The sequence below is a fragment of the Symplocastrum torsivum genome, from assembly GCF_059505465.1.
Window position 1 is genome coordinate 47,655 of the sequence record NZ_JCACKQ010000024.1, and the last position, 21,869, is coordinate 69,523.

General features: G+C 46.0%; 13 protein-coding genes. 6 read left to right on the top strand and 7 right to left on the bottom strand.

The genetic code is table 11. The features are described 5' to 3' along the window. Window positions 1-9: 9 nt before the first annotated feature. The 5 genes from AC5JL3_RS08430 to AC5JL3_RS08450 form a co-directional block, all read right to left on the bottom strand. Complete coding sequence (locus AC5JL3_RS08430; RefSeq protein WP_496074062.1) at window positions 10-789, bottom strand: Uma2 family endonuclease; 780 nt, start codon at window positions 787-789, stop codon at window positions 10-12. A 67-nt stretch (window positions 790-856) separates the two neighbouring features. After that, entirely contained in the window at window positions 857-1,765 is a 909-nt protein-coding gene (locus AC5JL3_RS08435; protein ID WP_496074063.1) for an alpha/beta fold hydrolase, read from the bottom strand. Window positions 1,766-1,832: 67 nt separating this feature from the next. After that, a complete protein-coding gene (locus AC5JL3_RS08440; protein WP_496074064.1) occupies window positions 1,833-2,822 on the bottom strand; it encodes a DUF1517 domain-containing protein in 990 nt (329 codons plus the stop codon). Window positions 2,823-3,071: 249 nt separating this feature from the next. Further along, on the bottom strand, window positions 3,072-3,293 hold the full coding sequence (gene thiS, locus AC5JL3_RS08445; RefSeq protein WP_192220791.1) for a sulfur carrier protein ThiS: 222 nt from the start codon (window positions 3,291-3,293) through the stop codon (window positions 3,072-3,074). Then, a complete protein-coding gene (locus tag AC5JL3_RS08450; protein ID WP_496074065.1) occupies window positions 3,283-4,374 on the bottom strand; it encodes a thiamine phosphate synthase in 1,092 nt (363 codons plus the stop codon). The genes thiS and AC5JL3_RS08450 overlap by 11 nt, the downstream gene beginning before the upstream one ends. A 928-nt stretch (window positions 4,375-5,302) precedes the next feature. Between AC5JL3_RS08450 and AC5JL3_RS08455 the strand changes: the two genes are divergently transcribed. The 6 genes from AC5JL3_RS08455 (at window position 5,303) to AC5JL3_RS08480 (ending at window position 14,505) form a co-directional block, all read left to right on the top strand. Continuing rightward, entirely contained in the window at window positions 5,303-6,463 is a 1,161-nt protein-coding gene (locus AC5JL3_RS08455) for a response regulator (RefSeq protein ID WP_496074066.1), read from the top strand. Between the two features lie 153 nt (window positions 6,464-6,616). After that, complete coding sequence (locus AC5JL3_RS08460; protein ID WP_496074067.1) at window positions 6,617-7,741, top strand: chemotaxis protein CheW; 1,125 nt, start codon at window positions 6,617-6,619, stop codon at window positions 7,739-7,741. Window positions 7,742-7,813: 72 nt separating this feature from the next. Then, window positions 7,814-9,166 (top strand): methyl-accepting chemotaxis protein, encoded by a 1,353-nt coding sequence (locus tag AC5JL3_RS08465; protein ID WP_496074068.1) that lies wholly within the window; start codon window positions 7,814-7,816, stop codon window positions 9,164-9,166. A 179-nt stretch (window positions 9,167-9,345) separates the two neighbouring features. Next, the gene (locus AC5JL3_RS08470) at window positions 9,346-11,778 is read left to right on the top strand and encodes a hybrid sensor histidine kinase/response regulator (RefSeq protein ID WP_496074069.1); all 2,433 of its coding nucleotides are present in this window, start codon (window positions 9,346-9,348) and stop codon (window positions 11,776-11,778) included. Next, window positions 11,779-12,837 (top strand): chemotaxis protein CheB, encoded by a 1,059-nt coding sequence (locus AC5JL3_RS08475; protein WP_496074070.1) that lies wholly within the window; start codon window positions 11,779-11,781, stop codon window positions 12,835-12,837. It begins immediately after the preceding gene. Window positions 12,838-13,026: 189 nt separating this feature from the next. Then, window positions 13,027-14,505, top strand: coding sequence for a CoA-acylating methylmalonate-semialdehyde dehydrogenase (locus AC5JL3_RS08480; RefSeq protein WP_496074071.1), 1,479 nt, complete (start codon window positions 13,027-13,029; stop codon window positions 14,503-14,505). Here the strand turns inward: AC5JL3_RS08480 and AC5JL3_RS08485 are convergent. Both AC5JL3_RS08485 and AC5JL3_RS08490 read right to left on the bottom strand, forming a co-directional pair. Then, window positions 14,502-16,091: a hybrid sensor histidine kinase/response regulator gene (locus tag AC5JL3_RS08485; RefSeq protein WP_496074072.1), complete on the bottom strand. Its 1,590-nt coding sequence runs from the start codon at window positions 16,089-16,091 to the stop codon at window positions 14,502-14,504. The two genes, AC5JL3_RS08480 and AC5JL3_RS08485, sit on opposite strands and share 4 nt — an antisense overlap. Window positions 16,092-16,182: 91 nt before the next feature. Further along, window positions 16,183-21,279 carry a PAS domain-containing protein gene (locus AC5JL3_RS08490; RefSeq protein ID WP_496074073.1) on the bottom strand — a complete coding sequence of 1,699 codons (5,097 nt, stop codon included), beginning with the start codon at window positions 21,277-21,279 and terminating at the stop codon, window positions 16,183-16,185. Window positions 21,280-21,869: the final 590 nt, after the last annotated feature.

Consider the following 21,869-nt stretch of genomic DNA (forward strand, 5'->3'; position numbering starts at 1 on the left):
AATCGCACCCTACTCTAGCTCATCCGGGTCAATATTTAACTCACGCAGTTTTGCCGCAAGCCGTTCAGCTCGTTGCTCAGCTTGTGCGACTCTAGCTTGAGCAGTGGCCGCTTCCTCGCTAGGAGTTAGAATCAACTCTCCTGAAGCCGTAAACCACCTTAACCACAAACGCTCAATATTTTCATAACGACCTTGCCACAAGCCTAAGCGTAATCCTAACTGGGTAATTAGCAATCCCTCATCTCCCACATCTAAAGACTCGTATGCACCCCCAACTAAGCGAAATGCTTGGAGTTCATTGGTATAGCGACTGAAAACAAAATAGTAAGGAACCCGCAAAATCTGCTCGTAAACTTGCCATTTAGTTGGAGGTTTCCCCAGTTGACGAACAGTCCGTCCCAAATCCTCATCTTCTGTACCTGGTGATAATAACTCAACCACCACAAACGGACTAACCAACTCTTGCCACATTACATAACTATTACGCAGCTCGCTACCTTCATAAAGCCGGGAAACTCCCACCACGGCAAACCAATCTGGGCGTTTGTACCAATTGAGATGGCGAAGATCATAGTAAAGATTGAGATCAGCTCCGATGAACACCTCATCTGGGTCACAATTAGTAGGCTTGAACGTGTGCCGCAATAGCAGTGGTTGGTATCCGTGATACTCGTCAGGCAAACCAGGCTCCTCTGGATCTTCGCTCTTGAGATCGTACATGGTTGGTAAGGTCAGCCGAGGTGAAAGAGGTGGATCGGATTGAGGGGGTAGACTCTGAAAGCTAGTCACGGTATAGTCTCCAGGTTCAAGGGCTTTCAAGATACAGGATAATGAGTGAGTTGTCTGGCTTATCTCCCTATGGTGAGTGGGATGACTCAGTAGAACACCCAAAGGCGAGAATATACTTGGCAATTATCTCTGGTTGCTCAAATTGAGGAGCGTGTCCGCAACCTTTGAGTTTATGCAGAATGGAGTTAGCGATCGCTTTATTAAATCTCTCCCCATCACCTTTACCCAAGAAGTTATCCAACTCTCCCCACAAAATCAGCGTTGGCTTGTCAATTTGGGCAATCTGTGACTCAGTTAAGCTATAACCTCCCGTTTTTGTAAATGTGAGAATCGATTCATACCAACCTGGCATTTCTAGAGGCAACGTGGTACACAGTACGCCATCCACATAGGCAGCATCTCGGTTACGCTCTACTTTCGCATTTGCCAACGTCTGAAGTTTTAGGAAGCGCCACCATTCCATTGCCAAAGTGTCAAAGGGAGGAAACAAAAATTGACCAATTGGAAAGCTCCCACTGAAGCCAACGCTATTAATCAGAACCAGTTGCTTGACACAGTTTGGGTAAGTCAGGGTAAAGTCGATTGCGGTTGCTCCTCCCATTGATGCCCCTACCAGAATTACTGGCTGATTAATCAACGTTTTCCAGAAGCTGTTGAGGTGCTTCTTGATTGCCAGAGGACTAAATGGGGTTCCCGTCACCCGTTCTGTAAAGCCGAAGCCTAATAAATCAACTGCCCACATCTCGTTATGAGCGGCAAGCAGTGGTATCAGGCGAAAGAACTCCAAAAGAGAGCTATCAAAGCCGTGGAGTAAAAGAATTGGTGTTCCCCCGCTACCTTGCTGGATATAGCTTGTAGCAACGGGTTGCCCAAGAATAGGTGTTGCAATACTCTGACGAAGGAGACTTTGGGCAACTGTAATACAGGTAGAGTCTTTGAGTTGGGTAACAGATGATGGGAGAAAATCAGGAAACATAGACTAGACGACAAAAAAGGGCAGGTACAAGACCTACCCTTACGAGTATTGTGATGTTGTCAAACCGTTAGACCAGTTTCAGGTCTGGATACGCAGCCAAGATGTCATCAGTAGTTAGAGTGTCACCTTCAGCTTGTGGAGTCCAGAGAATTTCTACAGCCAATAAGCGATCGCTAGAAATGCTACCCATCTGACGAATCGCTTGACGTAGCTCATCGGAACTGTTGATGGTTGGGAGTTCTAGCTTGCCTTCAGTACCCACCAAAATCGTAACGATGATGTACTCACCAGGTGCGTCTGTTGCCACTAGCTGCCCACCACTACCTGGTAAAGCGGCTTTGGAAGTGCCTTCTCTAAGCTGATTGTTCACGTTCGAGAGGGTTTCTTCAGTGAACTTGCTACGCTCAGCCAGTGCTAGTTGATTAAACTTTGCTTCAGCGGCTTCCAGTGCTGTTTGTTGGGATTGAGCCGCACCGTAGACCCAGTATTCAGGGTGACGTAGTAAAGCTAGAGTAGATTCTTGGAGAAGTTGCGCTCTACCTACCGCAGAACCTGTATCGGCACCAAGACCTATCTCATTGAGTTCTTTTTGAAGACCACGAGCATTGGCGAGTAAACCCACTTGCAGACGCGCTACCGAAATCTTAGGGTTGCTGTAACCGGGAACGTCATTGTCACCACCCTGACCCACGCGACGGAAAGTCTGCACCAGGAAATTGGCAAGCGCAAAGAAAATTAGGATACCAAACAAACCACCGAATCCGCCTCCAATGCCAAACAAGGGCAACAGAAAGGGAAATCCAATTCCACCACCATATCCACCACCATATCCACCACCATATCCACCACCATATCCGCCACCGGGTGCGCGGTAGCCACCACCAGGAGGCGAGTAGGTACGACTGCTAGGTGCCCGGAAGGAACCGCCACCCATCCGACCCCCAGTACGAGCCGCGAGGGCATTACTAGCGTTGCCTAGTACTAGGGTAAATATAAGCCCAAAGACCAACAGGGATTTCAAAAGTGGTTTAAAGGCTGAAAAAAGTTTTTTACTCATAAGAAAATTGTTCCTGTCCAAGCTGAGTTATACTTTAGCGGCTCTGATCCCTTAAAACATCTTTCGACCGACAAGTCTTAAGGAAGGAAGCCGATTCAAGGGAGGGTAGTAAGAGTCTTAACCTCTCCTTCTTTAATTTAGCGCTACCCCTTATCCGCTCAACGTCACAGACTGGAGAGATTTCCGAAGATTGCCGTACTTAGGCGTGGGAATTGGGACTTGGGAATTGGACTTTCTCGCCTTGATGCACTAGCCGCCCCCAACAATCGTGACAATTTCAAGATTGTCGCCTTCCTGCATCTGAGTTTGCGACCAAAACTGCCGATGCAGAATCTCACCGTTGTATTCTACAGCAATCAAGCGTGGATTCAAGCCAAGCTGTTCTAGCAGTTGGGGTAAGTGAGTTTGTTGTGGGCAGGTACGGGATTCCCCGTTGACTTGAAGGGTAATTTGAGTAGTGTTATTCGACATGAGATTGAGAAACGCGGGCTTCAAGACTACGGAGAGTTTGTACGCGAGTGAGTTGGGAGAGAAAGTACTGGGTTACGAGAGTAGGCTGTTCTGCCTGCATAATTGCCCGGACAATTGCCACGCGCTGAGCACCCGCCCCTAAGACATCATTAATATTACTGGGGTCAATTCCCCCAATCGCAAACCAGGGAACGGAAGCGTGCTTCGCGGCATACTGTATGTACTCCAAACCCGCTGCCGCTTTACCAGCTTTTGTGGGTGTCTCGTACACGGGACCAACACCAATGTAATCTGCCCCTTCTGCGATCGCGCGTTGCATTTCATCTGGGTTAGTCGTAGAGCGACCGATAATACGCTGGGGTCCGAGTAGCTGCCGTGCTAATGCAACAGGGACATCCTGTTGTCCTAAATGAACGCCATCTGCATCAACTGCTATGGCTAAATCGACGCGATCGTTCATGATAAACAACGCCCCGTAGTGGTGGCACATTTGGCGCAGTTTTTGGGCATGAGAGAGTTTTATCGAGTCATCTGCCACTTTTTCGCGGTACTGTACCAGCGTTAGTCCCCCTTGGAGAGCCGCTTCTACAGTGAAAAACAATTGGTCTGAAGCCGAAGTGACTAGATAAAGACGCGATCGCTCTAATAACTGATGACGGCGGTAGGCAAGTAAATTGCTCTCCAGGATATAAACCTGATAGCGCATTTGCTTAAAAGCCGTACCCATATTCGGGTCATAAAGCTTGCCATATTCTTCCAAAACCCGTAGTGCCTCTTCAACACGGCAAAGATTTGCCTGTAATAGGTCCTGAATACTAGAACGTTGTTCTTCCCTAGGATGAGTCAACTCAGTGCCTGGGTCGCCTGGGGTATCCCGCGAGGCTCGAAGTTCTTGACTATGCCAGCTAGCTAGTTCCTGGCGCATTTGCTTACACTCAGCCGCCATTGAGGCGCTGTTTAGACCAAAACGACACCATTCTTCGACAATTCGTAACCCTTCTCTGGCTCGGTCTAAATTGGCATCTAAAATACGGCAAATCGCTGGCTCTTGCAATCTACGACCGTTATACTGATCGCTCATCGCGAACTACTCCATGATTTTTAATCGTGACAGTGCTTCTCAAGAAGATTCTGACTAGGTTAGTTTGCCGCACTTCGTCGAGCCGATCAAACATCCCAAAGATGTTTGTGTACTACTGACGATACTCTTGAACTCGTTATTTTATACAACAGGAGAAAAAAAGACGACGGCAAATGATAAGTTTCATCGTACCCTCAAGGTCGATTAACCTTGCTCTGCACCCATGGCTTATATGAGAACAGTTGAGTTTCTGGAATAAAAATATAGTGTAGATGCTATTGGGGTATCAAACCGCTCTCGTGGAAAAACGCATCGGCTTTGGCTTAATTGCCTCCTGATACAGAGCAGTGGAGAAGGTGGCGGTCAACTCTTACTATTCACAATCGCTTCTGAACAATCACCTAAACAGCCTATTTTTCTACGTTCAAACTATAAATACTTGATGAAAGTTGCTTAAACTTGTTGCTGATTTCCGCCGATTGAAATAACATCTATATCAGGTGTAATACGTGTCATACAGTGTATGGCAAATTGAAAGGTATCGCAGGATGAAAGGAGTAGGCTGACAACCACAGTCTTCTTGATTCAGCCGTCCTACGGGTTGCATACACCAGGGTTATCTCTTTTTTTAGCTTCAATTTCATCAGTTATCTATTCGCTTAATTCTTCTCTAAATTTTCATTAATGAGAAAAGAAGTCTAAAGCGGTGTTTTGCTTAACTGATAAGCTTTTTATGCCAAAGCAGATCTACTACCCCCTTTTGCAGAAGCTAACAAAAACTGATAGACACATTCTTGTGTCTATTAGGGAAGCACAGCTATAAAGTTATATCCAAATCTAACTTGGAAGTAAATTCGCTCTTTTTTATCTAGGTAGTAGTCCTGTCAGCAAAAGTCTTCCCACGCACACCACGTAGAGAGTTCTAAGAATGCTAACAGCATCACAGTATCAAGCTGGGCAATTAGAGAATTTGCTCCGGGATTTACAACATGAGCGTGCTAGTAGCCTCATTTATATAGATACAACCGCCAATCCCGATCAAAAACCAAGGTCTCGTGTTCTAGTTTTGAAAAATGGTGAGATTGTTTATGGAGGCTTAAGGATTCCTGATAGTAATCAAGAATTTGTCCGAATGATTGGGGTAAAGTCCAGTTATAGCTGGGCTGACACTGCTATTAAATATACCGCGCAAAAGTTAGTAAATCCCTCATCCTTTCGAGAACTTTTAGACCGAATTGTGCGGATACGAGTATTCAAATGGGAGGACATTGAAACCGTTGTCCATGCTCAAGTTGTGCAAGTGCTAGAGCAATTATTGCCTCATCCTGGACAGTTACGGTTAGATTTTACGGTAGAGTTTGACCTTAGCTATGGCAAAGACGGTCATGGTTTGGACTGGTCTAGAGTCATGCAAGATGTCACGTCTCGTCAACAGGAATGGGCTGCACTTGCTCCTGTTGTCCCCTCAATGGATGCTGTTCCTCGACTTTCACCACGCGGTCTTTTTGTAGTTACAGACAACAAGGTACAGCAGCATTTACAGCAGTGGGTGAACGGGGTGCGATCGCTAATTGATATTGCCGAGAAATTAGGCGAAGACCCTCTGGAGTTGGCGCGGTCTTATATGGCGTGGGCAGTATCAGGCTGGGTCGCCTTTGGGGAAGATGCACCTGTAACCCAAGAAATTGCTATAACCCAAAAGCAACGTCCGATTGTTCTGAGTGTTGATGACTCTCTTATCGTGCAAACCATGATCAAGCGGACTTTAAGCGATCGCTATCAGGTGTTGTTGGCAAGTAAAGCTGTAGATGCCCTGAAGGTAATTAATACTAATGCGATCGCGTTGCTATTGTTGGATGTCACGATGCCAGATATTGATGGCTTGGAATTCTGTCGCACGGTACGCAGCATTCCAAAATTCCAGAATCTGCCCATTATTATGCTCACGGCACGAGATAAATTCTCTGATAAACTCCGAGGTCAAATTGCTGGTGCAACTCACTATTTAACCAAGCCAGTTGAACCTAATCAATTAATCAAAATTGTAGATGAATGTGTTGGGAACAAAAACATTACTGTTTGCACTTAAATTTAGAATATCTTGAGCATATCTTCATTTGTCAAAGCCCTATCTTTATGTCTTCTAGTTCAACCAATAAATATACTATTTATAAGCTATTCATTTCAAACTGCAATTTATTTTTAACATTTACTCACTTCCTGAACACTTCAAAAACGCACCATGAAAAATAAGCAATACCTAACATTTCGCTTGCACAATCTGCAATATGGAATTGAGGCGGCGCTAGTTCAGGAAATCTTCCCACTTCCGGAACTGACACTCATTGACAAAGCTGTCACTAATATTATCGGAATTCTGAATTTGCGAGGGCAAATTGTCCCAATCCTGCATCTAGATTTACTCCGGCAGTATTCAGCCAAAAGTTGTCATCTTAGTGATTATATTATCGTTATGGAGTGGGAAGGCTTACAGTTTGGCATGGTAGTTCACCAGGTCAATGAAGTGCTAGACGTGAACATAGAGGCAATAGAAACTGAGCCTTTTTATGAATTAATTCGTGATAGTGACGCTGAATTCATTGCTGAGGTTGCTAAGTTGGATGTGGGCAACATTGTACTGCTTGACCCTAAAACATTAACCAATCAACTCGATGATATACTTCCTTTAATTTGGGATGCACAAATGCAACTAGATGCAACCACATCATCTTCAAATAGTGATGTTAAACAGCAGCTAGAACAGGATGTATTACAGCAGAATGAAGAACTCCAAACTCATGAGAATTTTACTAGCTTCTATGACCTATACTGCTTTGAAGTAACTCCTGAAGAAAAAGCGATTTTCCGGCAACGGTCTGATAAACTCAAGCAGTCTGTTGAAAGCTTACAGGTAATAAATGAGCTAATACATTTAGCAGTAATTGGCTTTGATAACGAATACTTTGGACTGAATTTAGAATTAGTCCGGGAGTTTATTGATATTGACAACTTGATACCTATTCCCTGTTGTCCGAACTATATAGTCGGCAACATGAATTTGCGAGGAGAAATTGTCACTTTAGTGGATATTCGCAATATTTTGAATCTTCCTACCCCTCCAGTCGGTATTGGTTCTCCGGCAGTGGTAGTTCAGGTTGACGATATTGTTACCGGATTGCCTGTAGATCGAGTTTTGGAGATGGTTGAGCTGAACTCTGCTGACATCACACCATTACCCACAGCTATCTCCGATGTTGGTGAGCAGTATCTCCAAGGTACTGCTTTTTTTCAGGAAAAACTGCTAAGGGTTTTAGACTTACCCAAAATTTTTACAAAGGGGGAGTTAATAGTGGATGAAGAAGTCTAAGAGCAGGCTTCTGAAAGTAGATGCCAAAGAGAATCATTATTCAAACAGACAAAGAACATAGGAGAAGTTGCAATGAAAATTACTACACAATTACAGGCTACTGTTGTTGGAATCTTAATTCTAGGTGTTGGCAGTGTTGCCACTGCTTTTTTCACGACTACAGGTAAAGAAGGCACCGTAGTTAACCAGACAGGTATTGTTAGAGGTGCTTCTCAAAGGCTGGTGAAGTTAGAACTTAGAGGTAAAGAAAGTGATGAATTAATCCAAAGGATCGATAAAGTAATCAAGGGATTGATTAATGGCGACAAAGACTTAGACTTACCCAAAGCAACTAATAAAGAGTTTCTTGAGCAAATGAAGCAGGTTGAAACTAAATGGGTAGCTCTTAAAGGCACAATTGAGGAAGTTAGACAAGAACCAAAATCGCAGAATGAACTTTTTACACAAAGTGAAGATTTTTTCAAAACTACTGATGATGCAGTAGCAATAGCTGAAGGAATTACGAAGGAAAAAACGCAAAGCTTAAGAACAACACAAATCGCTATTTTTGTTATAAACGTGCTGATTCTGGTCGCCGTCTGGCTGCTCGTTCGCAATATTACATCAACCTTGCAAAGCTTTGTTGGCACTATTGGTACCACATCAAATCAAATCGCCGTATCAGTTGCACAGCAGGCAAGCGCAGTTAGCGAACAGGCGACTTCAGTCCATGAAACCACGATAACAATAGAAGAATTAGGAGCTTCCTCATTGCAATCAGCAAACCAAGCTGAAGCGGCGGCTGAGGGAGCGCAGAAAGCCTTAACCTTTGCTGAGGAAGGAACTAGAACAGTTGGTTACACGATAGAGGGAATCGTTAATCTGAAAGACCAAGTAACAGCGATCGCTAACCAAATTATCCGCCTTAGCGAACAAACCGATAAAATCTCCACAGTTTCCGACCTAGTGGCAGATTTAGCGAACCAAACCAATATGCTAGCTCTCAACGCTGGGGTAGAAGCTGCCCGTGCGGGCGAACAAGGAAAAGGCTTTGCGGTGGTAGCTGGCGAAATTCGCAAACTGGCAGACCAAAGTAAGAAATCAGCCGATCAGATCAACTCTCTGGTTAATAAAGTGCAAGCGGCGATTAACTCAACGGTTATGGTAACTGATGAAGGCACGAAGAAAGCAACGGCGGGTATTGAGCTGGCTGAAGAAACAGGTGATATGTTCGCAAGTATCGCCGATGCCGTTAACCAGGTGTTCCTCAACACTCAACAGATTGCTCAGACGGCTAAACATCAGGCTGTTGCTGTGCAGCAAGTTGTAGCCGCCATGAATGTCACTAACTTAGGAGCAAAAGAAACAGCCGTTGGCATCATCCAAGTGAAAGACGCGACCAACGACCTCAACCAAGCGGCTGAGAATCTTGAGGCTGTGGTTTAAACAATCGAAGTTGTAAGCAAAGTTGTTTGTTGTTAGAAACCCTACAGATGCTAATGATGTATTGCTCTAGGTTACTACGGGTTTGAAATAAGAATGCTCTACTTATTAGGAACGTTCGCGTCTCTCTCCACTTTGATGTTTTCTTTTTTTCATACTCAATTATCGGAGCCTGAAACTTAGTGTCGTTAGTTGTTAAAAAAGCCGCTCCTAACAACCAACAACCAACAACTAACAACTACTTCCTGAAAGTCATGATGATAGAAGACGAAGAACTACGCAATCTTTATAAAGAAGCCAGTGCCGACCATATCCAGAAAATTGAAGCTGGATTACTTTATCTAGAAAAAAATCCTCTAGATCAAGCCAAACTGGAGCAATTACTGCGAGAAATGCACTCGCTCAAAGGTGATTCCCGGATGTTGGGTGTCAAAGATGCGGAAACCCTTACCCACCAAATGGAAGACATTCTAGGGGCGGTTAAGCGGAGTGAGCGAGTTCTAACCGCCCAAGTGATGAACTGTCTCTATCAGGGACTGGATGCTGTTCGTAAAATTGCTCAGGAAGCTGTCACGGGACAAGCGGCAGGAGTAAGCGTCTTTCATGTCTTAGCTCAACTCATGGGGGCTGACTCAGACGAGGCATTGCCGGAAGTTCAGGAAACGGTTGCCCAATCCAATGTTGATGCTTCTACTCAGTCGATTGCGGAGCAACCTTTGGTGTTTGATGAGGCAGTCCAGGATAGTGAACTAGGGGAACCCACAGCAGAGGCTCTTACTGTCTTGAGCGATTACCAGATTGACACCATCCGTGTTGAATCTCAAAAGCTCGATAAATTATTGACTCAAGCTAGCGAACTAGTCGTTACCAAAGGTCAAATTAGAGACCGAGTTGCTGAAATTGACCAAATCATGGCTCTCTGGGAAGAGTGGAAAGAGGAAGCATCTTTTAGCCGTTTGACATTTGACGAGTTGGAACGACAGTGGCAAGCTCCCGAACTGCAACCCCTGCAAAATTTCTACAACCTGGTTGAAACCCGTATGGATCAACTGGGAGTTTTGCTGAATCGACTCCGAGCGACAACATCTGAATATAACGCCAAACTGGAAACCGTCGCCAATGAACTAGAGTCGGGAATTCACTCTCTCAGACTGCTACCCTTTTCGACGATTTTTAACCTCTTTCCCCGTACAGTAAGAGATTTAGCTAAGCAGCAAGGCAAAGAAGTCGATCTCCAACTCGAAGGTGGAGACCTCAGTGTAGATAAGCGGATTCTAGAAGAAATGAAAGACCCGTTGCTGCACCTACTTCGCAATGCGATCGATCATGGCATCGAAACACCCCAAGAGCGTCAGAGTCTTGGCAAACCTGCGATCGCAACAATTCGCCTCCGAGGTTATCAAGTTGGCAGCACCGTTGGCATTGAAATCATAGACGATGGGCGTGGTTTGGATGTCGAAGCCATTAAACGGGCGGCGGTGGAGCGTGGGATTCGTCCGGCTCAAGAACTGGCTCAAATGTCAGCGGCTGAAATTCAATCCTTAATTTTTGCCCCCGGATTTTCCACCCGCACGGCTGTCACTGAGATTTCTGGTAGGGGAGTAGGCTTAGATGTCGTGCGGGCAAACGTTGAACGCCTTAAGGGAAGCATTCAGGTGGAATTTACACCACTACAGGGATGTTTGTTCCGCATCATGCTCAATAGCTCTTTAGCTACTACGGATGCTTTGATTGTACAAGTCGAGCCTAATGCCTATGCCATTCCTGTGGCATTTGTGGAATCAATGCAGTTGGTGTCTCCCCAGGAAATCTTTACCACTGCTAGCGATAGCGAAGCGTTAGCGAGTCTTCGAGCGTCAGCGGTAGCGACGTTAGGAGCGTCAGGCAGCCAAACGCTTCCATTCCAGGGAGAGTCTGTCTCGGTTGCTTGGCTAGCCGATTTATTAGGCTTACCCGTAAAAGCGCCAACATCCACTAAAGCCCTGCACGCTGCCTCAAAAACCATACCCTGCATTATTTTACGGATTGGCTCCGAACGTTTGGCACTGCTGGTAGATGCAATCTTGGAGCAACAAGACATTGTATTGAAGCCTCAAAGTCAGTTGCTCAAGCGGATTCGCAACATTTCGGGGGCAACCATCCTGAGCACTGGAGAAGTTTGCATGGTGCTGAATCCGGCTGATTTATTCAAGTCAGCACAGAAGACAATTGTGTCTGTCACCGTTAAAGAGTTAGCCCAACAAGCACAAGTCAAACACAAGATTCTCCTAGTTGAAGATTCAATTCCCATCCGTACCCAGATGAAGCGGATTTTGGAAGGTGCTGGTTACGAGGTTACGGCGGCTGTAGACGGTGAAGATGGCTTCAACAAACTAAGAATGGGGAGTTTTGCGGCGGTTGTCTCAGATGTGCAAATGCCCAATCTGGATGGACTAGGACTCACCGCTAAACTTCGCCAATTCCAGGAGTACAAAGATTTGCCTGTCATTTTGGTAACAACCCTTGCCTCCGAGGAGGACAAACATCAGGGGCACCAAGCAGGCGCAAGCGCTTACATCACTAAGGGTGATTTTGAGCAAGGTGTTTTGTTAGATACATTAAGGAGATTGATTTAAATGGCAGCCAACAAAGTGGTTCTCGTTGAAGATTCCCCCATTGCTTTGGAAATTCTGCAACGCTTACTTAGTTCTTCAACAGAGGTTGATGTCGTCGGTACAGCACGCGATGGTGTTGAGGGTCTGGAGGTAATTACTAGGACGAAGCCGGATGTCATCTGTACAGACTTTCACATGGAAAATATGGATGGTCTGGAATTGACTAAGCGCGTCATGGCTGAAGACCCCCGACCCATTTTGGTCATTAGCAATTTTGTGCAAAAGACAGATATTGATAATGTCTTTCGCCTGCTGCAAGCCGGAGCTACAGATGTTTTTCCTAAACCTAGAACTGATTCCCCTACCGATTACGAGGGGCTTAAAAGTGCGCTGATTACCAAGATCAAAATCCTTTCCACGATGAAAGTGACCCAAAGACGGCAACAAACGGCTTCGCTGACTGCTCCTGCTAAGCCGATCGCATCTGGGGGATTTTCAGGAATGCAACCGCTGATGACGAATGTCAGTCGCGTTAAGGTGATCACGATTGGGGCTTCCACAGGTGGTCTGCCAGCCATCCAGAAGATTATCTGCCAACTGCCAGCGAATTTCCCATTGCCAATCATTTGTACGGCACACGTCAGTCAAGGTGTCTTGTCAGGAATGGTCAATTGGTTGTCTTCTGAGTGTGGGTTGAAGGTGAAAATTGCCGATGTGGGCGAATCTCCCTCACCAGGAACCGTTTATTTTGCCCCAGAAAAAGGCAATCTAGAATTAGACAATCGGGGCAAGTTCATTCATTCAGACTGTCCAGAAACCAATAAGCATTGTCCCTCTATCTCAGCGACGTTCCGATCAATCGCTAGGTTCTATGGCAAGGCAACGGCTGGCGTGTTATTAAACGGGATTGGTCGTGACGGTGCAGAAGGCTTGCAGGCAATTGCTCAAGCCGGAGGCATCACAGTTGGTCAAGATGGGGGGTTTGGCATGGTCAAAGAAGCGATCGGTCTGAATGCTGTGCAACAGGTGCTTTCCATTGAAAAAATTGCTCCATTCTTGCTGAAGACCATATCGGGATAATTAGGTGACTCGCTTGGGGGTCGTATCAAATCAGATTCCAACCTTTGTAATTGTCACAGTAGATATACTTTGACCCCCAAAGCAGCATTGAGCAAAACAAATAGCAACTTGGGTTAGACCCTCACCCAATGGATAAAGTCAGGCTTGGTAGCATTGAAAACATCTTTATCCTAAAAAAGGAAAATTGCTGTGTCTGCCAAAAACCCCTTGCTCAATTACATTAACGGAGAGTGGTGTCCTTCAACGGCGACTGAATTTCTAGATGTCGTGAATCCCGCTACGACTGAAGTTTTAACCCAAGTTCCTTTATCGCCCAAAGAAGATGTAGAGGCAGCGACTGTTGCGGCGCAGACTGCCTTTACCAGTTGGCGGCGCATTCCACCAACGGAACGAGTGCAGTACTTATTCAAACTGAAATTTCTCTTAGAGGAACATATTGATGAGTTATCGCGCACAATTACCTTGGAGTGTGGGAAAACTCTAGCGGAATCCAAAGGAGAGTGGCAACGCGCGATCGAGAATGTGGAAGTTGCCTGCGGGATTCCTACCTTGATGCAAGGTTATAACTTGGAAGATGTTGCTCGTGGGATTGACGAAATCATGATTCGTCAACCTGTGGGAGTCACAGCGATTATTGCGCCGTTCAACTTTCCGGGAATGATTCCCTTCTGGTTTTTGCCTTATGCGATCGCGTGTGGCAATACCTGTATTATCAAACCCTCAGAGAAAGTCCCTCTAACCCTACAAAAAGTCTTCGAGTTACTTGAAAAGACTGGCTTACCAAAAGGTGTCGTTAATCTGGTCAATGGGGCAAAGGAAGTCGTGGATGCCATCTTAGAACATCCAACGATCCGAGCGATTAGCTTTGTCGGTTCCTCACCTGTCGCTCAGTATGTCTACGGGAAAGGCGCAAGTTTTGGCAAACGGATGCAATGTCAAGGAGGAGCAAAAAATCCGATTATCGTCCTCCCCGATGCCGATATGGAAATGACCACCCGAATTACTGCCGATAGTGCCTTTGGCTGTGCGGGACAACGCTGTTTAGCGGCTTCTGTAGCGGTGACAGTAGGAGAAGCACGTCATCAGTTTACCGAGGCAATCACCAATGCGGCTCAAACACGAGTCGTTGGATATGGCTTAGATCAGGCAACACAAATGGGTCCGGTCATTACTTCACAAAGTAAAGCTCGAATTGAACAGTTGATTCAGCAAGGCGCAGACGAAGGTGCGACTGTGTTAGTAGATGGACGTGACTCGAAGGTTTCAGGTTACGAAAAGGGTAACTTTATCCGACCCACAATCTTGCAAAATGTCAACCCCAAAAGTGAACTTGCTCGGACAGAAATCTTTGGACCTGTGTTGGGTTTGATGCACTTGGAAACCATTGAGGATGCGATCGCCTTAGTAAACAGCGGACAATGGGGCAACATGGCTTGCTTATTTACCAACAGCGGTGCCGCAGCGCGACAGTTTCGCTACGAAGCCGAAGCGGGCAACATTGGCATTAATATTGGTGTCGCTGCGCCCATGGCATTTTTTCCCTTTAGCGGTTGGAAAGATAGCTTTTATGGAGATTTACACGGACAAGGACGACACGCCGTAGAGTTCTTTACTCAAACTAAAGTTGTTGTTGAGCGTTGGCCGAAAACTTGGTCGCGTCAGTTCTAAATTGAGTCAAATAATTGAGGCTGCCGAATCGGAATTTTAATAAAAAAGTCTGTACCTCGTCCTAACTCAGACTTGTAATCGAGGTTACCGCCATGATGCTGCACAACGATTTGGTAAGAAATAGACAACCCTAAACCTGTTCCCTTGCCGACTGATTTAGTTGTAAAAAAGGGGTCAAACAAGTGTTTTTGAGCTAGCTCTGTCATTCCTGACCCATTGTCACTAATTCTAATGACGACTTGGTCAATTGTTGGTTGTCCATTGTCCGTTAGTTGTTGGGACTGACGCCTAATAACCTGAGTGTGGATGGTAATACAAGGAACGTAGGACGATGCCAAAGATTCTGGTGCGTTGTAAGTGTTGAATGTTGACTCTTCGTCACCCTGGAGGACTGCTGTTTGATCGCATACCTCCTCTAGAGATGAGTTGAAAGCTTCTAATGTGGCTACGGCTTCTTCCGTAGCCATTGCGCTATTTTTCTGGGTAAAGGATTTCACATTAGCTAGCCTCTGCTTGGCATAGGATAATTCTTCTAAAGAAGTCTCTCCGCTAGAATTGGGCGTTTCAGTTTCCTCCACCAAGGTTCTTTTCTTTCCACTCGACGCTTGCAGTGTCATTCCTTTGTACTTGATCGCATCGATCGCATTATTCAGAATATTTAGAAACACTTGGTTCAGCTGTCTGGGGTAACATTCTACCTGTGGCACGTCACCGTATTCCTTGATCACCTGAATTGCAAGCTGCTGTCCCTTTGCCTGGAGGCGATGCTGCAACACTAAAAGCGTACTATCAAGACCTTCATGAAGATCAACAAGCTTCATCTCTGCTTCGTCCAACCGGGAGAAGTTCCGTAGGCTAAGCACGATCGCATTAATTCGAGATGTTCCACTCCCCATAGATTCCAAAACTTTTGGGAAGTCTGATGCAATAAATTCGCAATCATTCTCCTCGGCATAATTCTCAATCTCTTCTCCTGGATTGGGGTAATGGTTTTGATATAGCTGCATCAATCCTAAGAGGTGGGTTAGGTAATTGGTTGCATGGGCAAGGTTTCCCTCAATAATGCCAAGCGGATTGTTAATTTCATGCGCTACACCTGCCACCAACTGTCCAAGCGAGGACATTTTTTCACTTTGCACCAGTTGTACTTGAGTCCGTTTCAAATCACGTAGAGTCGAGTTGAGTTGTTGATTGGCTTCACTCAAATCCTGCTGGTACTGATACAAGCGCAAACCCGCACGGACTCGTGCCAATAACTCATTCAGGTTAACAGGCTTACTCAAAAAATCATCAGCACCCGCATCTAACCCTTCGACTCGATCTGCGATCGCCTCACGAACGGTCAGTAAGATAAAGAATATATTTGCCAGCTCCGGTGATGCTTTCACAGAACGACAGAGTTCCACTCCGTCCATCAATGGCATTACCCAATCACAGATAATTAAAGCTGGATGCAACTGCCTCGCTTGTTGTAGTCCTTCTTCCCCATTCCTGGCTACAGATACCTCATAGCCAGCCAAATGTAGCTCTCGTCTGAGGAGTAACCGCGTGACGGAATCATCTTCAACCAGGAGAATTTTTGACATAGTTGCAGCTTTCCAAATTGACAAAAAAAGGACGTCAGTACCTTTGACTTCTTCCCGATACATTCAGCTTGCTAGTTAACTGTGCGATCGCTTAACTTTTGTCAATGAATGCTTGAATTCGATCCAGAATCTGCTCTAACTCATCGACCAGCGTTGCTGCACCCACTAACTGGTTTTGTTTCGCCTGACTTTCTAGTTCGGCAGAGAGTTCTGGCATCTTGTAAATAGCGAGTGTAGCACTTGAACCTTTAAGCTGATGAGCACGACGAGCAACAGCGACACTATCTTCGGCTGACAAGGCTAGCTTAATTTCTGCTAAGTAAGTTACAGCATCTTCCATAAAAACCTGCAAGAGTTCTTGCTTAAACTCGACATCGCCTCTGGCTAGGTCATCCAGGTGTTCCAGATTTAAGGGCACCTCGTCAACGTTTCTAGGTGCAAAAGGGGAAGAGTTTGAAAACATAGAGAGGCGAGAGTTATGCGAGATCATCTGTTGTGAGTTTTGACTTTTCTCCAGCCACGGCTCGATGGCAGTTATGCTGTACCGAGAGCTTAGGGGTAGCGAGTCATCGAAAGAGGATTGGGCACTAGAAGGATGCGGAGCATTCAAAGGTTGGTTTTTCAGCTCTGTTTCCCCAGAGAGGGTATAAATCCAGCGCTCTAAAACCAACTCTAATTCTTCTAAGGTTACTGGTTTACTAATATAATCATCCATACCCGCTGCCAGACACTTTTCGCGATCGCCCAGCAGAGCATTAGCGGTCATGGCAATAACGACAGTACGGTGAGATGTCCTTTCAAATTCCCGTAAAAGCCGTGTCGCTTCATAACCATCAAGGACGGGCATCTGGCAGTCCATCAAAACAATATCGTAGTGCTTACTAGAGGAAGAGGCGAGGTTGTGTTCACTCACCCTCTCTTTCCAACTGCCAGCATTGCCTGTACACCCCAGCAACTGGTCAAGAGCTTCTTTCCCATTAACTGCACAATCAGCCTGATAACCTAGCACTTTGAGTTGATTGAGGATGACTTTCTGGTTAATCGGTGTATCTTCGACCAAGAGAATTTTCACCCTTGAGCGTTGGGCAATCGCGGCGAGGTTCATTGGTGAAGATTGACGCTGACTCAACGGCAGACTAGTAGAAACATCCGGCTTGGATACCTCATCATCAGGCATCAAGACTTGCCTCAAGCAACCTAACAGCTTAGAGGCTTTTAAGGGCTTAGTAATACAGCCACTAAACCCCAGATCCAAAAGGCGTAGGGTTTGCGATCGCTGATTGACAGCGTTCAAGATTACCCATTTCGGCTGCATCTGTGTAGAATCTGTGCAAATGAGTTGAGTCAGACTTTCAGAATCTCTCTCTAACAAACTAATATCAAGAATTGCTACATCAATATCCTGATGCTTATTCCTCGTAGACTGCAACGTTGTCAGTGCGTCCGCACTACTTGAGGCTTCCTCCACCTGCATCCCCCAGAAGCTTGCTAGGGTCGTCAACACACGGCGAATCGTTTCGTTGCTACTGATAATCAAGAGTTTCCGTTCTGCCAACGCGAGACTCGATGTCATTAACGTTGGGACAGGGTGGGGCAGTTTTGCCAAGGGCACTGTAAACCAGAACGTTGCTCCTTGCTGGGCTAAGAGAGGAATTGATTCACTACCTTGTCGAGATTTATAGAAACCGCTCCCCAACTCCTCATCTCCCTGTCCTCCCGTTACTGACCATCGACCCGGTACAAAGGCAGCACCTCGACTGGCAACACCAATTTCACCCTCCATGAGTTCCACTAGCTGTTTGCAAATCGCTAAACCTAAGCCAGTCCCTCCATCTTGCCGAGTTGATGAAGCATCCACTTGTGAAAAGGATTGGAACAGTTTCTTCTGGTTTGCTGGTGCAATACCAACGCCTGTGTCGGTCACAGAAAACCGGATGGAGGCATAACTCGATGTCTCAAATTCAAGGGAAGCTTGGATGACAACTTCGCCAATGGGCGTGAATTTAATCGCATTGCCAACCAAATTGGTAAAAATCTGTCGTAGACGACCTGCATCCCCTTGTAGTTGGCAAGGAACATTTGGGTCAATCAAGACAGCCAGTTCAATCCCTTTATTCAAGGCTGATGTGGCGAGTAAATCAGCGACATCTTCCAGGCAACTGTTTAGATCAAATTGCTGGGTTTCTAGACGCATTTCTCCAGCTTCTAGCTTGGAAAAGTCCAGGATATCGTTGAGCAGCGTCAGCAGGTTCTGGGCGCTCACACGTAATGTCTGCACAAAGTCAAGTTGCTCCGAGTTTAGGTCTGTTTTCAAGAGCAATTCAGTCATCCCTATCACTCCATTCATCGGAGTGCGGATTTCGTGGCTCATGTTCGCGAGGAATTGAGACTTGAGTCGGGAGTTTTCGAGTGCTGCTTCTCTGGCTTTCACCAACTCATTAATCTGCTCGGTGACAATCACAACGCCACCCACTGATTTTTCCGGTGTGTACCAGGGTTGTACCGCCCAACGGAGGTACATCGTAGAGCCGTCGGAGCGCTCCCACTTATCTTCTGGCTGAGATTGGACTTCTCCCTTAAGGGCGCGTTGCACAACGACTTGCCAATGTGGAGGGAAGTCAGAAAACCCATTAGACAAACGACCACCAATGATCGATCCCTCCAAGCCATAGTCTGTTAGCCATTTCTGAGAATGGGCAACATAACGCAACTGGGTATCGAACATTGCCATCGCAACGGGGGCGTTGGTAATAATTTCCCGCAGTTGCTGACGCTCTCTATCCAGTGCTTGCTCAACTTGCTTGCGCTCGATACCCAAAGCAATTTCATCGGCAACAGAACCAAGTGTATTAAAGGTAGCTTCTGTCAAGGGATGGTGGGCGAACATTGTTATCACTCCCACAAGCTGATTTTCGACAATCAGAGGGTAACCTGCAAAAGCAACGAGTTCCTGCAAAAGTGACCATTCGAGAATGCTAAGTTGCGGGTCATCCAGCAGGTTATTACTCAGATGCGGCTGACGTTCTGCGGCGATGCGACCAACCTTGAAGCGACCAAGAGCAATGCGTTGAGGCAGTTCACCCAGGTGAGCAAACATCCCAGCACTGACTTGCAGTTCCAACATATTGTCAACTGGATTGAGCATCCAAATGCGTACCAGGGAAGCGTCGAGGTGGCGCACGATCGCTTCTGCACAGTCTTGCAGCATGGTTGATAAGCTACTTCCCTGAGTGAGAGCAAGCCCGATGTCTGCCGCTAATGCTGTTTGACGCGATCGCTCAATCAGTGCTGCTTCGGTCTGCTTGCGATCGCTAATATCTAAGATCAGACCATCTAGACAGGACACTGCCCCGTCATCCCCGTAAACAATCTGACCTTGTTCATAGACCCAACGGATGCTGCCCGACTTGTCTATGATTCGGTATTCCAAATGGTAAGACGTACCAGCGACCAGAGCATCCTGAATCGTTTGTTGCACTTTTGCAAGGTCTTCGGGATGGATAATACTGGCAAAGGTTCGCACCTGATTAGTGACAAAATCGCTAGCAGGGTAGCCACTAATATCTGCGATCGCCTCGCTAATGAACAACATTGTCCAATCCGAGTCGAGGATAGAGCGATAAACTGCACCAGGTATGTTATCGACTAAAGTCCGGAAGCGCTGCTCACTAGCTTTGAGCGTCTCTTTAGTTGCAACACGCTCTTGCCACAGTGAAATCGCTGAGGCGGCTGCCTGTAGCAAAGCAACTTCTGAAGAGTCCCAGGCATAGGCTGTGGTGTAATTCTCAAACCCAATCAGCCCTCTAAACTCGTCCTTTACCATCAAGGGCAAAATCAAGATTGAGAGAATGCCTTGCCGCTCTAAAATAATTTGCTCCGTCTCTGGAAAATCTGCAACCACTCCAGTAACAATCTCACCCCGTCCCAATACCTCTAACCAACGCCCAAAACAACCATCGGTAAGGCAAGGGAGAGTAGATTTATTCGTTCTGGCAGCGATAGTCTCGCTCCACCACTGGGCAGACTGACTCAGTTTTAATTGACCAGTTGCCGTGTGATCGGTGTTAAAGGTATAAACGTGGCTTGCACCCGTTGCTTTTCCCAAAATCTCTAAGATCGACTGGTAACAACGATTTTTATCCTGATCTGCCAGCAACCGTTGCTGCACGTCCACGAGTGCCGCTAAATAACTTTCGCGTTTAGCAATATGTTCCTCAGCTTGTTTTAGCTGAGTGATATCAATACTTGACCCAGCAATTCGATAAGGTTTTCCCTTGTCATCCCGGAAGGCTGTTCCGCGTGAGAGTAGCCAGCGGTAACTGCCATCTTTATGCAGCAGCCGATGTTCAATTTCTAGATAGGAGGTTAAGCCTTCCAAATGAGCGATCGCGTCTATAAGAAGTCTCTGCTGGTCATCAGGATGTACACACTCTAGCCAGTCGTCTGGAACAGTACCAATTTCATCTTCGGTATAGCCCAAGAAGGTTTTTAGATTAGGCGCAACATAAATCTCACGAGTCAGGAAGTTTACCTGCCAAACCCCCACCTGACTACCACTAATCGCCAGTGCGTAGCGTTCTTCGCTCTCCAGTAGCTTTTGCGACATTTGGGTGCGCTCGATCGCGTAACACAAAGCACGAACCAGTAAAGGGCAGTCTACCTGGCTTTTGATGAGATAGTCTTGTGCGCCTGAGCGAATCGCTTGGATTGCTAGGTCTTCATCATCAAGACCCGACAGCACGACAATCGGTATTAAGGCAGCAGACGATCTCGTTCGGGAAGCGAGTCCACTCGCCGATTGGGCGGGTAAGGAGGGAGAAGACTCAGTGGTCGCGATCGCACTTTCGCCAGAACTCGCACAGCTTTGCTCATGAAGTATGCTTTCAAGCTTTAGCCGCGATCGCATCTGTTGTTCTGGGACTATTTCCTGGGAGTTGTTGGGATGGCTGTCTCGAAGGGCAAAACATACACTCTCTAACGTTTGCAGTCCTTGGCTGTCTGGCAATGACAAATCCAACAGAATCACATCAAAGGTGTCTTGCCGCAACAGCTCAAGCGTTTTGTCAAGCCGTTGAACATGGCTCGTCTCAAAGCGAGTGGCTCTAGCTTCTGACAATAACTTTTTGAAGAGTTCAGCGTCTTTTAAGTTGTCCTCAACCAGAAGAACTTTGAGCAATTGAGCGTCCATGGTTGTGTTTATTATTTCCTTATCTTGAATCCGAACCCAGTAGCCTCTTCCCGACTAGAGCAACAGTTGTTGTCCAATTTAGAAGAAGATCTAGCTGTTGTTGTATGACAGTGCTTCGATTCCTTGCACGCCTGAGCTGTTGAGCAGCCACACGGATGAACTGGCGATCGCTTGGCTAGCTATCACTATCATCGTTGGTGTAATCATAATAACCAAGCCATATTTCAAGCTCTGTTATCAGTTTAAGAAAAAATTCTGTAGTACAGCTAATTAATCAATCTGTATTACTCAACAGGTACTAAACCAACCTTGATTTCCTCTTATTTAAAATATTAAGTTGAACATTTAGTTTTTACTCATTTGTCGAATAATAAAATATGTTCGTTTAACGTTTGAATTTTACTTAATCCACAAACTTTTGCTATCCAGATTCCCGACTTCTTCAAAAAGTCGGGAATCTTAGCGTTTACGAAATGCATAGAGAAACTAGACCTAGTCCTTAATCGAAAGCGGAGAGTTATGTTTCATTCTTTCTACTTACATACTGGCGTTTAGACTAATGCGCTCTAACTCAGCTTCGCTGAGTGGAG

Coding starts and splice junctions, on each gene's coding strand:
- AC5JL3_RS08465 (WP_496074068.1), top strand. CDS start 7,814: ATGAAAATTACTACACAATTACAGGCTACTGTTGTTGGAATCTTAATT.
- AC5JL3_RS08475 (WP_496074070.1), top strand. CDS start 11,779: ATGGCAGCCAACAAAGTGGTTCTCGTTGAAGATTCCCCCATTGCTTTG.
- AC5JL3_RS08460 (WP_496074067.1), top strand. CDS start 6,617: ATGAAAAATAAGCAATACCTAACATTTCGCTTGCACAATCTGCAATAT.
- thiS (WP_192220791.1), bottom strand. CDS start 3,293: ATGTCGAATAACACTACTCAAATTACCCTTCAAGTCAACGGGGAATCC.
- AC5JL3_RS08435 (WP_496074063.1), bottom strand. CDS start 1,765: ATGTTTCCTGATTTTCTCCCATCATCTGTTACCCAACTCAAAGACTCT.
- AC5JL3_RS08455 (WP_496074066.1), top strand. CDS start 5,303: ATGCTAACAGCATCACAGTATCAAGCTGGGCAATTAGAGAATTTGCTC.
- AC5JL3_RS08450 (WP_496074065.1), bottom strand. CDS start 4,374: ATGAGCGATCAGTATAACGGTCGTAGATTGCAAGAGCCAGCGATTTGC.
- AC5JL3_RS08490 (WP_496074073.1), bottom strand. CDS start 21,279: ATGGACGCTCAATTGCTCAAAGTTCTTCTGGTTGAGGACAACTTAAAA.
- AC5JL3_RS08485 (WP_496074072.1), bottom strand. CDS start 16,091: ATGTCAAAAATTCTCCTGGTTGAAGATGATTCCGTCACGCGGTTACTC.
- AC5JL3_RS08440 (WP_496074064.1), bottom strand. CDS start 2,822: ATGAGTAAAAAACTTTTTTCAGCCTTTAAACCACTTTTGAAATCCCTG.